Annotated in this window: 10 protein-coding genes; 2 read left to right on the top strand and 8 right to left on the bottom strand. The window is 61.3% G+C overall.

The genetic code is table 11. The annotated features are described in order from the left end of the window. Positions 1-94 precede the first annotated feature (94 nt). On the bottom strand, positions 95-364 hold the full coding sequence (locus I2H19_RS02570) for a hypothetical protein (RefSeq protein ID WP_138340451.1): 270 nt from the start codon (positions 362-364) through the stop codon (positions 95-97). A gap of 168 nt (positions 365-532) precedes the next feature. On the opposite strand from I2H19_RS02570, the gene I2H19_RS02565 reads away from it, so the two are divergent. Continuing rightward, entirely contained in the window at positions 533-1582 is a 1050-nt protein-coding gene (locus I2H19_RS02565; RefSeq protein ID WP_229089749.1) for a PDDEXK nuclease domain-containing protein, read from the top strand. A 425-nt stretch (positions 1583-2007) separates the two neighbouring features. Here the strand turns inward: I2H19_RS02565 and I2H19_RS02560 are convergent, their stop codons facing one another. Continuing rightward, complete coding sequence (locus I2H19_RS02560; RefSeq protein ID WP_195621077.1) at positions 2008-3345, bottom strand: TFIIB-type zinc ribbon-containing protein; 1338 nt, start codon at positions 3343-3345, stop codon at positions 2008-2010. A gap of 218 nt (positions 3346-3563) precedes the next feature. Between I2H19_RS02560 and I2H19_RS02555 the strand changes: the two genes are divergently transcribed. Next, positions 3564-4745, top strand: coding sequence for a cation diffusion facilitator family transporter (locus I2H19_RS02555; RefSeq protein WP_195621076.1), 1182 nt, complete (start codon positions 3564-3566; stop codon positions 4743-4745). A gap of 12 nt (positions 4746-4757) precedes the next feature. On the opposite strand, the gene I2H19_RS02550 is transcribed toward I2H19_RS02555, so the two are convergent. The 6 genes from I2H19_RS02550 to I2H19_RS02525 form a co-directional block, all read right to left on the bottom strand. After that, positions 4758-5747 (bottom strand): hypothetical protein, encoded by a 990-nt coding sequence (locus I2H19_RS02550; RefSeq protein ID WP_195621075.1) that lies wholly within the window; start codon positions 5745-5747, stop codon positions 4758-4760. 180 nt (positions 5748-5927) lie between these two features. After that, positions 5928-7595 carry a formate--tetrahydrofolate ligase gene (locus I2H19_RS02545; RefSeq protein WP_117655592.1) on the bottom strand — a complete coding sequence of 556 codons (1668 nt, stop codon included), beginning with the start codon at positions 7593-7595 and terminating at the stop codon, positions 5928-5930. 144 nt (positions 7596-7739) lie between these two features. Further along, positions 7740-8807, bottom strand: coding sequence for a Holliday junction branch migration DNA helicase RuvB (gene ruvB, locus I2H19_RS02540; RefSeq protein WP_022095140.1), 1068 nt, complete (start codon positions 8805-8807; stop codon positions 7740-7742). After that, positions 8807-9427: a Holliday junction branch migration protein RuvA gene (gene ruvA / locus I2H19_RS02535; protein WP_195621073.1), complete on the bottom strand. Its 621-nt coding sequence runs from the start codon at positions 9425-9427 to the stop codon at positions 8807-8809. The genes ruvB and ruvA overlap by 1 nt, the downstream gene beginning before the upstream one ends. Beyond that, positions 9427-9948, bottom strand: a complete 522-nt coding sequence (gene ruvC, locus I2H19_RS02530) for a crossover junction endodeoxyribonuclease RuvC (protein ID WP_118405685.1) — start codon at positions 9946-9948, stop codon at positions 9427-9429. The genes ruvA and ruvC overlap by 1 nt, the downstream gene beginning before the upstream one ends. Before the next feature lie 137 nt (positions 9949-10085). After that, positions 10086-12071 (bottom strand): NAD(+) synthetase, encoded by a 1986-nt coding sequence (locus I2H19_RS02525; RefSeq protein ID WP_195621071.1) that lies wholly within the window; start codon positions 12069-12071, stop codon positions 10086-10088. Positions 12072-12080: the final 9 nt, after the last annotated feature.

Here is a 12080-nt window from a genome sequence, read left to right as displayed (position 1 = left end):
CAAGCCCGCCTTTTAGACACATCGACTCAATTGGGGGGGCGCAGAATACCGTTCTGCGCCCCGATTTTTACCTTAGCCCGAACACCGTTATCGGCTACATCACCATGTTCAGCGCATTCACGAACTCCTGAGCTTGGGAGCGGCTGCTCAGACTAAAGACACAGGCAGTCAACAGCCTGTTACGTAGGAAAACGTCGCGGCCCTTGATCCTGCTGACCCCCGTAATATCCTTAAGATAAACAATCTCGGTGTGCTTGCCACCAAAAGTGCCCTTCTTGAGCACCTCGATGCGGTTAGGGTAGATCTTGACGTCTTTAAACCTACCCGAACCTTTGTCCTGGAACAGCAGCGTGTTGTTGTCCATACGCGTCACTCCCGTGGGGTTCGCTAAAACTGTCTCTATGGCCACATTTTAGTCACCGCAAGGCTCCCATGCGAAGGTGCCAGACAGCAAAGCAATTCGTGTCCGCGCGAGGCTTTAAACTAAATGCGATAAAGATGCATTCCACAAGAGGAAAGTGGGGCGACAGTGATGGGCGAACTGGTAAACCGTGGAGAATCGGCAATCGTGCCCGAAGGTTTTTACAAGCAGGTCTCCTCGATTCTCAACGCCGCTCGCGACAAGGCCTATACCGCCGTTAACTTTGCGATGGTTGAGGCATATTGGGAGATCGGCAAGAGTATTGTAGATGAACAGGGCGGAGAGGAGCGCGCAGCATATGGAGAGGCATTGATTGCAGGCCTCTCCAGAAGGCTTACCGCGGATTTCGGAAGAGGCTTTGGCATCGCAAACCTTCGCAATATGCGTCAGTTCTTTCTTGCGTTTCCAATTCGCGACGCACTGCGTAGCGAATTGAGCTGGACTCATTACCGCAGGTTGATGCGCATTTCCGACCCTGATGCTCGCACCTGGTACATGAACGAATGCGCCGATTCTCGTTGGAGCACGCGTCAGCTCGAACGCCAGATCAACACCATGTTCCGCGAGCGCCTACTTGCCAGCAAGGACAAGGAGGCCGTCACCCAGGAAATCCAAAAGAGCGCCCCGGCTCGTCGCCCCGAGGATATCATCCGCGACCCATATGTACTGGAGTTTTTAGGTTTCTCGGACGATACTGCGTTTCGCGAGAGCGATCTAGAGCAGGCGCTCATCACGCATCTTCAGAAGTTCCTGCTGGAGCTTGGCCGTGGTTTCGCTTTCGAGGCGCGCCAAAAGCGCATCACCTTTGATGGGCGCCATTTCTATATTGACCTTGTTTTTTACAACTATCTGATGCGCTGCTTCGTGCTCATCGACCTTAAGACGGACGACCTTACGCATCAGGACCTGGGCCAGATGCAAATGTATGTGAACTACTACACGCGCGAGCTCATGAACGAAGGCGACAATCCGCCCATAGGCATCGTGCTCTGCGCGGACAAAAGCGATTCGATTGTCGAGTACACGCTGCCCGAAGACAACGACCAAGTGTTTGCCGCCAAATACCTGCCGTATCTTCCAAGCAAGGAAGAGCTGGCGCGCGAACTAAGCGCCGAGTACCGCGCCATCAACGAAGCGACTAATGGCGAAACGCAAGGGTAGCAGCACGTTGCGACCGAAGCCACCGCAGCCGTCGCAGGCGCACTCGCGGTTGCGACGCACGCTACGAAACAATACCGGTCATGGACGCCGGCAACGACATTCTAGCCGTGGCTGGCGAGCGTGACCTGACAGGCAAAGACGCGGCCTTCGTCTGATGTGGGTCCATTGGCTGCCACAGAAAAGGGCCGGTTGCAGCCGGCCCTTTAGACGATAATACCTGCGTTGCCCGCGCTTCCGAAGTGTGACTAGCTGAGGAGCGGGTTCCGCGGCACAACCTGATTTTACCCAGTGAGGAGGCTCTTTTGCAGCCGCTCCACTGTTTATTTACATCTGGCACCCTCAAACAATCAGACGGCAGCCCGCACTCCTGAGAGCTGCCCCGCACCCCCGGCCATCACCTTACGGCAACAACCGGTGCTACTCCCCTACTTCCCAAATAGCGCACCCAGCAGACCGCGGCGTTTGGGCTTCTCCTCTCGGTAGGAACCCTCGACGGCGGCTGCAACCTGGCGCGGTTGCTCGCCGCCTCCACGGCGCACGATCTGGTACAGGAAGGGCGATTTAACGTATTTGACCTCGACGGGCGTGGCGTGCACGGTGCTCTCGCCGGACAGATGCAGGCTCGGGCTGAGCGACGCCACGATATGCGTTTCGCGCTTGTCGCTAAACACCACCGCGGCCGCGCGGCCCGTCTGGCCGTTTACGGCAATGCGCACCTGCTCGCCATCGCGGCCGTCTGTCGCCGGACGATCGACAAAGTAGACCGGCACCATCACCAGGCCGTCCTTATGTTTGCGGGCCTTGCGCGCCCACATGCGAATGCTCTTTTTATTGAGCCCCAGTACAGCCTCGGCGTCGTTGCCCGCAACGTCGAGCGCCAACTTATCAATGACCACCTGGTCCTTGGTAGACGCATCGACTGAGACAACGCGAAAGTCACCTTCCTGCATGGCGGGATCGAACGGACCGACCTTGGCAAAGTCCCACGGCTCCAAAATGCCCATGAGGCGAACGTCCAGGTAGTTTGCCCTGGGGTATGCCCAGTCGAGCACCTCGTAGTACACCAAGGCCTCCTTGCTCAGGCCCTTGCCCGGGAAGCTCGCCATCATGCGCAAGTCCGCCAGCGCCATGGGGAAATAGAAGAGCATCATGTCGTTTTGGATCGCGTCTTCCACGTCGTGCCCGGCAAAGGCATCCGGATACTGGCGCACCAGCTGCAGCGCGTTGGCACGTGCCTGCTGCGGCGAGATTTCGCAGGGAATACCCTGCTCGGGCACATACTCCGCACCAACGCCCATGGTCAGGCGCTTGCTAAACGTCCCCGGCTTGAGCAGGTCCGCAATGCCGATCTTATTGCCGCAGGACGGGCACTCAAACACACGCTGCGTTGACTCGCCCTCAAAGGACGCTCCGCAGAAGGGGCAAGGAATGCTCACATGCGTGGCCTCTTGGAACTCCTGCGCCGTGCCGCGATCCTCCCACAGCAGATGTTCCAGGACCGACTGATTGCGCCAGTGCGCATTGAAGAAATACCAGTCCGGGTCCTGCGGGCGCTCGAGTTGCGACACATGCGTGAGTTTGAGCAGTCCATCCACCACCGTCAACGGCGTATGGCGAATACCCAAAGCGCTCTTGGGCTCTCCGGCGTCCGCCTGCCACGGAACCACCGTGCCGCAATAGGCGCACTCAAAGCTGCGCTTAGCCTGGTGCGAGTACATAGGGCCGCCGCAGTTTTGACATTTAACGGCAAACATCTCGTCCATGGAAACGTCCTCCTTTGCACAGGGGCTGTCGACATTAAGTATGTCGAGCAAGCAGGCACATGCCCATACCCATGTGGCCCAAAATGGACCACCCAGGCAGACGAGAAGGCTCGCTCGTTAGCACCGGCAGACTATTGCTGCATTTTCTGAGCATCGGCGCACGGCGCCCCCGTGCGAGCTACACTATCCCCTTAAACATGATTGTGAGGACGACCGCTATGCTATTTGTAAATCGGCTGGTACATACGCTTGTTCCCGGCAGCGAGAGCGAGCCGGTCGATGCATCTTGCCGCACCAACGCGGGCTTTTCCGCAAGCCTCGTCTGCATTGGCCTCAACATCACCCTGTGCCTGGCCAAGGGCATCGCGGGTCTGCTCGCCGGCTCCGTCTCCCTCATCGCCGACGCTTTCAACAACCTCTCCGATGCCTCGAGCAACATTGTGAGCCTGCTCGGTTTCCGCCTTGCCAGCCGCCCGGCAGACGAAGGCCACCCCTATGGTCACGGCCGCTACGAGTACCTAGCCGGCCTGTTCGTCGCCGTCCTGGTTTGCGCCGTCGGCATCAACCTGATTCTCGAGTCGGTCACCAAGATCATCAAGCCCTCGCCCACCGCTTACACGTTTATTTCCCTTGCGGCACTGGCTACGTCCATGCTCGTTAAGCTCTGGATGGCAGCGTTCAACCGCACGCTGGGCGATCGCATCGACTCGGAGACGCTCATCGCCACGGCGCAGGACTCCAAAAACGACGTCATCACCTCGGGCTCGGTCTTGGTGGCGGCGCTTATTTCGCAGACGACCGGCTTTGATCTCGATGGCTGGGCAGGCCTGGGTGTGGGCATCTTCATCTGCATCAGCGGTCTGGGCCTGGTGCGCGACGCCATCAGCCCGTTGCTGGGGCAAGCGCCCGACCCCAAGCTCGTCCAGGCAATCCGCGACAAGATCATGTCCTATCCGCAGGTCTTGGGCACACACGACCTCATGGTGCACGACTACGGCCCCGGTCGTCAGTTTGCCAGCGCCCACGTGGAGATGCCCGGCGAGGGCGACGCGTTTGAGCACCACGAGATTCTGGACACCATCGAGCACGACATCAAGCGCCAGATGGGCATTGGTATCACGCTGCACTGCGACCCCATCGCGACAACCGGCGATGACTTGCGCGGCTGGGTCAAGCGCGGCGTCATGCAGATCGATCCCGCGCTCTCCATCCACGATCTGCACGAGCACGACGGGTTCGTTTCGTTTGACCTGGTGCGTCCCGACGGCTTTGACATATCCGACGAGGAGCTGCTGGAGCTCGTCACGCGCATCGTGCACGAGCGCCGACCCGATGCCTCATGCGTCGTTACGTTTGACTCGGGCTTTAGCTCGCCCGACCGTCCGGCCGAGCAGCTGTAGCCCACTTAACAGCTAGTTTCCCTGCGCGCCCGAGATGCCGTTTTGTAGGGCGTTCCAGGCATCCGTCGCCATGTCGCCCAAGTTCTGCGCGGTATCGCCCAGATTTTGTGCCGTATCGCCCAGCTCTTGCGCCTTGTCTCCCAACTCCTGCGCCTTGTTGCTCAAGTCCTCCAGCGTATTGGAGCTCGAGCTGTCGGTACCGCTTTGGCCGTCGGACGAGTTGCCCGAACTGTTCTTGTGCGTGAGTTGAATTTCGAGGTTGCCGTTGTCGTTATAGTAGGCAGAAGTAACGACCCAGTTGGCATCGACGACGGGCGTTGAGCCATCATCAGTCAGGACCACGGCATTCGAAAGATCGGCGCCGCGCGACTTGAGGATCTTCTTGGCGTTGGACCAGTACTGCCCCGGGATATCACTCAGATCGACGGTGCTAGACGAGGCGGACTCGGTTTGCTCGGCAGCGGTATCGGCCGTTGAACTCCCTCGCTTGTTGAGCATGCCCGACACGATGGCAAACACAACCGACAGCGCAAAGAAGATCGCCAGCACGATGAGGATCTTCTTAATCACGCTCGACGAACGCGACGGCGCCTCTTCCTCGTCCTCGCCATATTGCGGAATCGACTTGGGGTACTCGCGATACGGCTCGCGCGACTCGTAGCGAGGCTGCGCCGTGCGAGGCATATACGTCGTCTGCTGAGGCTGCGGAATGGGATTCTGCGGCAGGTCATCATAGGGATTCGGCGTCGAGGCGGCATAAGAATCCTGCGGCGCGTAATCAAACGGGTCTGCCGCCGCGTTGCCATAGGGGCTTTGCAAAGATGCAGCGTAAGGGTCCTGCGCCGCGTCGCCATAGCCCATAACTCGTGTGGGCTCGGCAGAAGGCTGCGTCGCGGCGGGGTCGACATAACCGGGGTTGGGAACAACGCGGGTCGCATCGGCGCTATCGCCAGCCTGCGCGGAACCGTAGCCGCCCATCACGGTTGTCTTGTCCTGATCCATGCAACGATTCCTTTCCGTCGCCTGTAAGCATCAAGTTATCCATGCATTCTACCAGCGCAAAAGCCTATGATGGGCAGAGTCCGTCGGTATCTACAAGACATGCGCGGGCCTAAGGATCAAAAAGCCCCGCCGGGCCTTGGTAGGCGCGACGGGGCGGGCAAGCGGCTATGAGCAGCGAGCTTAGAACAGGCCGGTGATGTTGCCGTCGTTGTCGACGTCGATGTTCTCGGCCGCAGGGACCTTGGGCAGGCCCGGCATGGTCAGAACACTGCCAGTCAGTGCGACCACAAAGTGGGCGCCGGCGGAAACCTTGAGCTCACGCACCGTGATGCGGAAGTTCTCGGGAGCGCCCAGGGCCTTGGCGTTGTCGCTAAAGCTGTACTGCGTCTTGGCGACGCACACCGGCAGGTTGCCAAAGCCATTCTCGCGCAGCTCGGCGAGCTGGCGCTTGGCGGCCGGCGTAAAGTCAACGCCGTCGGCGCGGTAGACCTTGGTGGCAACGGCCTCGAGGGCATCAGCGACATCAGCGCCGTCCTCATAGGCAAACTTGAGCTCGCTCGGCTGCTCAATCAGACGCATGACCTCATCGGCAAGCTCGAGCGCGCCCTCGCCGCCCTTGGCCCAGACCTCGGAAAGCTTAACGTTGACGCCGAGCTTCTGGCACTCGGACTCAATGAGCGCAAGCTCGGCCTCGGTGTCCGTCGGGAAGCGGTTGATGGCGACCACGCAGGGCAGACCATATACGTTCTGGATGTTGTCGACGTGACGCAGCAGGTTGGGCATGCCAGCCTTGAGTGCCTCGAGGTTCTCCTCGTTGAGATCGGCCTTGGCGACGCCACCGTTGTACTTCAGCGCGCGGGCAGTGGCGACGACCACGACGGCGCTGGGGCGAACGCCCGTCATGCGGCACTTGATGTCGAGGAACTTCTCGGCACCCAGATCGGCACCAAAGCCGGCCTCGGTAATGGCAACATCGCCAAAGCGCATCGCCATACGCGTGGCCATGATAGAGTTACAGCCGTGGGCAATGTTGGCGAAGGGACCGCCGTGGACAAACGCGGGCGTGCCCTCGAGCGTTTGCACCAGGTTGGGCTTGAGCGCGTCCTTAAGCAACGCGGCCATGGCACCCTGGGCCTTGAGGTCGCGGGCACGGACGGGCTCGCCGGCATAGCTGTAGCCGACAACGATTTCGCCCAAGCGCTCCTTAAGATCGTTGATGCTCGTGGACAGGCACAGGATTGCCATGACCTCGGAGGCAACGGTGATATCGAAGCCGTCCTCGCGCGGCACGCCCTGGGCCTTACCGCCAATGCCGTCGATGACGTGGCGCAGCTGACGGTCGTTCATATCGACGACGCGCTTCCAAGTGATGCGCTTAACGTCAATACCGAGCTGATTGCCCTGCTGGATGTGGTTATCAAGCATGGCGGCCAGCAGGTTATTGGCAGCACCGATAGCGTGGAAGTCGCCGGTAAAGTGCAGGTTGATATCCTCCATGGGGATGACCTGAGCCCAGCCGCCGCCGGCAGCACCGCCCTTAACGCCAAAGACGGGGCCGAGCGAAGGCTCGCGCAGGGCCACGGCACTCTTGACGCCGCGACGACGCAGGCCATCGGCCAGACCGATGGTCGTGGTGGTCTTGCCCTCGCCCGCAGGCGTGGGGTTGATGGCGGTCACGAGGACAAGCTTGGCCTGGTGATCAGTCGGCTCGTTGAGCAGTGAATAGTCGACCTTAGCCTTGTCGAAGCCGTACGGAATAAGGTGTTTAACGTCGACGCCGGCGTTCTTGGCCACCTCGGTAATGGGCAGCGGCGTGACAGAACGTGCGATTTCGATGTCAGTAGGCATGGGCGGTCCTTTCGTTACCGAATGAGAAAAAGACCAATTCAGCATAGCACGGGCGCGCAATAGTAAAACGCCCATAACCGATGAACGGCGATATGTTTACCCGATGCCCAGCGATAGCCCAACAGCCCGCCAAAATAAAGCGCCCTAAACGGTAGGTTCAATCCCCAGGTGCTCAAAGGTGCGAAGGGTTGCCTGACGGCCCTGCGGCGTACGAATCATCAACCCGCACTGCAGCAAATAGGGCTCATAGACATCCTCGAGCGTGCCCGGGTCCTCGCCCACCGCGCTGGCAAGGGTCGTAAGTCCCACGGCACGACCGGAGAACGTCTTGGCAAGCGTCTCCAAAATGCGAATATCCATCCAGTCCAGACCGAGCTCGTCGATCTCAAAGAACTCGAGTGCCTGACGGCAGATATCGAGCTCGATGGGGCCGTTGCCGCGCACCTGCGCATAGTCGCGCACGCGCTTGAGCAGGCGGTTGGCAAGACGTGGCGTGCCGCGCGAACGCGAGCCGATCTCGAGTGCACTGGGGTGGTCGATCGTCACGCCCAGGATGGTTGCCGAACGCGTCACAATCTGGGCGAGCTCCTCGACCGTGTAGTAATCCAGGCGATATGAAATGCCAAAGCGGTCGCGCAACGGGCCGGTCAACATGCCCGAGCGGGTCGTTGCCGCTACCAGCGTAAACTTGGGGATATCCAGGCGAATCGAGCGCGCCGCCGGACCCTTGCCAATCACGATATCGAGGGCAAAGTCCTCCATCGCGGGGTACAGGACCTCCTCGACCGAACGGTTAAGGCGGTGGATCTCGTCGATAAACAGCACATCACCCGGCTGCAAGTTAGTAAGGATGGCCGCCAGGTCGCCGGTGCGCGCGATGGCCGGACCACTCGTCGTCTTGATCTGAGCGCCCAGCTCGTTGGCGATAACGGTGGCCAGCGTGGTCTTGCCCAGGCCCGGAGGACCCGAGAAGATCACGTGGTCGAGCGTCTCGCCGCGGCTCTGCGCTGCCTCGATGAGCACGCGAAGGCTCTGCTTGATATGCTCCTGACCGCAGTAGTCATCCAAGCGCTGGGGGCGCAAAGTGCGGTCGACATCGAGGTCCTCGGCCGTCAGCTCCGAGCCCACCATGCGCTCGCCGTGCGCCATGGATGCCGCCGGCGAGTTGCCGGGCGTCGCCCACAGGTCCTGAGAGTCATCGGCTTCCCACATCACGCATCCATTCCGAGTCGCTTAAGCGCCGCGCCGAGCAGATCCTCGACACGCATATCCTGCCCATCATACCCGCTCAGGGCAACATCGGTCTCCCGCGGGCTAAAGCCCATGGAAAGGAGTGCCGCACGGGCATCATCAATCGCCGAAGGAGCGGCGGCGGGAACCGGCATCGCAACCTGGCCGGGAATCACGTCGACCGGCACAAAGCCCTTATCCTTGGCAAAGGTGCTCTTGAGTTCCAGGATCAGGCGCTGAGCTGTCTTTTTGCCCACACCGGGTACCTTGGACATGCCCTTGTCGTCCTCGGCCATCACCAGCGAATACAGCTGCCCCACGGTATAGGTGGAAAGCACGGCGAGCGCCAAGCGCGGGCCAACGCCCGAGACGGACACGAGCCGGTCGAACATCGTGCGCTCATCCTTTGAGGAAAAACCGAAAAGTGTCATGGCGTCCTCGCGCACCTGCATACGCGTGTAGAGGCGGACCTCGCCGCCGGGCGTCGGCAACGTGGCCGCAGTGCTGCCCGAGATGCCGAGCTCAAAGCCAACGCCCGACACATCGACGACAGCAGAACTCATCGTGGACTCGACAAGCGTTCCGTGGAGCTGGGAAATCATCAGTATCCGGTTCCTCTCTGTTGATAGAACTCGCCACCGGTGAGGGCGCGGGTGCGGCTGAGGTTTACGTGGCATATGGCGCAAGCCAGGGCATCGGCGGCATGGTCGGGATGCGGGTCGTGGTCGAGCTGCGTGAGCGTGCGTACCATGTAGGCGACCTGCCGCTTGTCCGCGGCGCCGGTGCCCACCACAGCCTGTTTGATCTGCATGGGCGTGTACTCGCCAATCTCGAGCGCGCACTCCGAAAGCGCCACGAGCGCAGCACCGCGGGCATGCGCCGTGGGGATGGCCGAACGAACGTTGGCGCCAAAGTAGATGCTCTCGACAGCAGCCGTGTCGGGTCGATAACGCTCGACGACATCCTTGAGGTCGCGGGCGATATGCGACAGGCGCACCGCGAGCGGACTTCCGGCACTGGTCTCGATGCAGCCATAGGCACGGCAGCGAACCTCGCCACGCCGCTCCTCGATAATTCCCCAACCCGTATGAGCCAAACCGGGGTCAATGCCCAAGATAACCAAGCCAACCTCCCCTCGCCACAAGCACAACGCAAGACAAGGCCCCGCGCATCATTCACGAACGTCTGTTCTAGAATAACACAACGGGGCCAAGATGCTCAGTTGAAGTGTCGGGGTTGGAAGCGAATCCTATCCCATAGTTAGTTCTGCGAGAAAAAGGGGAACTGCCTCGGATCCACCGGCGGATGCGGCATCGGACCACCCTGGGGACTACCTTGCGAGCCGCCCTGACCGCCCATCATCTTATCGATGGCGTCCTGAACCTCGCCCTCGAACTTTTTCATTCCCTCATGCAAACGACGCTGACCGTCCTCAGAGCGCAGCTCCTCCATCTGCTCGGGCGAAATACCCAGTAGCTCGCCCAGCACGCCCATCATCTCGTTTCGCACGCGCTCGCTCGTATCCTCGTCAGCAAAACGGCGCACCTCGGCGCGCGCCAGCGAATCGACCGTCATACGCTCCTTGCCGTTAAGCCCCAGGTCGGACCACGCGAGCATATACGGCCAGGCACGCTCGGCAAACGAACGGGCCGAGACGATCGGCGCCGTCGGCAGCATGCGGCGGGCGGCCTCGCCCTGACGCACGAGCATCAGCAGCAGCGAGCAGGCCTCAGGCTTGCCAGCGGCCATCGGGATGTCGTCGAAGGGTCGGCTGCGGTCCACGTGCGCCTCGAGCGCGCCATCGACCTCACCCGGCTCAAGCCCGCCGAGCAGCTGTGCCGCGCGGTCGAGCATATCGACCGGACCATCGAGCGTCGAGAGCGCCTGCGCCAACACTCGCTCCATGCAGTCTTCCACCGCGTTGAGCGTCACGAGCTCTTGGGGCACCACGGCAGACGTGCGGTTGCGCACGCGCGCCACAAACTCAAGCGTCGACAGGTACACATCGCCAAAGGGCGCAAAGTCGCCCTGGTAACCGCCGCAAAGCGCCGGCGCCGCCAGCGCATACTCGGTTTTGGACAGCGGGCTCAGCGCCATCGCGCCCAGCTCGAGCGCCGTGTCCTCCAGCATGAGGCCCAGCGTGCGCAAGCGCAGACGCTCGGCATCGCCCGCCGACACGTCGCGATCGAGCACACGCGCCGCATCCGGTACATCGCGCTCGACAGTGCGAATGTGCAAACGCTCGGCGATGGCACGGACGGCGGCACAGCGGGCAGCCTCGGCCTCCTCCTGCGCCGGCGTAAAGATACGGTTGCGCCCCAGCACCAAGCCAATCACATTACGCGGGCCCAGAGCGTCGACGGCCAGCGCCGCCAGCAAAGACGACGGCAAGTCGCCCTCGAGTGCCACCACAGCACGCGACGTACCGTGGGCTCGGGCGTTGTCGCGCACGGCGAGCACCAGCGCCTGCCACAGCCACTCCTCGGAACGGAACTCGGGCAGTTCGTGATCCTCCAGGGCATCGAGCATCACGCCGCGCTGAATCTCCTGAACCAGCAGGCTCTCCTCAAAACACGGCGCCTGGGCCACCACGCGACCGCAGTCGTCGAGCACAAACGAACCGCCGGTATACACCGACTCGTCATAGGCACCGACCGGCACCATGCAGGCAAACCACACGCTGCGCTTGGATGCGATCTTGCGGTAGGCGCCGCTGCGAACGGCGGCAATGGCGGCAGTCTCGCGGTCGGTCATGTCAAACGCGTTGAATTGGAAATAGGCAATGAGGTCGACGCCGGTCGGCAACATCTCGAGCTCGCGGTCCAAGTCAAAAATCACGGCGATGCGCACGCCGTCCACGTCGAACACCGGCGGCGCCCAACGCGTGTCGTTGTTCTCGCCACGCTGCAGGGCAATGCTCGAACGCGCCGGCACCACATGACCGTCCTTGAGCATCATGTAGTCGAGCAGCGGCTGGCCCTCAAACGAAACCGCCGCGGGCACGATGCAGATCATGTCAAGCTCCTGGATACGCTCGGCGACACCAGTCAAACCGGCAAGCACGTCGTGCTCAAAGTCGGCAGCGCCCACCAGGCCACCGGGCATGGCGCCCATAAAGAGCGGAGCCGGAACGCACAGCACGCGCGCCCCGCGCTCGTGGGCCAGACGAGCCTGGTCCTCGATGCGGCCGCAAATGCCCTCAATATCCCCAAGGCGCATATCGATCTGTGCAAGCGCGAGCTTCATGGCTCAGCC

Source organism: Collinsella aerofaciens (assembly GCF_015560135.1).
GTDB classification, from domain to species: Bacteria; Actinomycetota; Coriobacteriia; order Coriobacteriales; family Coriobacteriaceae; genus Collinsella; species Collinsella aerofaciens_AN.
The sequence above is the reverse complement of the archived record's forward strand: the minus strand, read 5'-3'. Positions and strand labels throughout refer to the sequence as shown.

Excerpts from the sequence above, each read along its gene's own strand:
- I2H19_RS02570 (WP_138340451.1), bottom strand. The coding sequence starts at position 364 with ATGGACAACAACACGCTGCTGTTCCAGGACAAAGGTTCGGGTAGGTTT.
- I2H19_RS02565 (WP_229089749.1), top strand. The coding sequence starts at position 533 with ATGGGCGAACTGGTAAACCGTGGAGAATCGGCAATCGTGCCCGAAGGT.
- I2H19_RS02560 (WP_195621077.1), bottom strand. The coding sequence starts at position 3,345 with ATGGACGAGATGTTTGCCGTTAAATGTCAAAACTGCGGCGGCCCTATG.
- I2H19_RS02555 (WP_195621076.1), top strand. The coding sequence starts at position 3,564 with ATGCTATTTGTAAATCGGCTGGTACATACGCTTGTTCCCGGCAGCGAG.
- I2H19_RS02550 (WP_195621075.1), bottom strand. The coding sequence starts at position 5,747 with ATGGATCAGGACAAGACAACCGTGATGGGCGGCTACGGTTCCGCGCAG.
- I2H19_RS02545 (WP_117655592.1), bottom strand. The coding sequence starts at position 7,595 with ATGCCTACTGACATCGAAATCGCACGTTCTGTCACGCCGCTGCCCATT.
- ruvB (WP_022095140.1), bottom strand. The coding sequence starts at position 8,807 with ATGTGGGAAGCCGATGACTCTCAGGACCTGTGGGCGACGCCCGGCAAC.
- ruvA (WP_195621073.1), bottom strand. The coding sequence starts at position 9,427 with ATGATTTCCCAGCTCCACGGAACGCTTGTCGAGTCCACGATGAGTTCT.
- I2H19_RS02525 (WP_195621071.1), bottom strand. The coding sequence starts at position 12,071 with ATGAAGCTCGCGCTTGCACAGATCGATATGCGCCTTGGGGATATTGAG.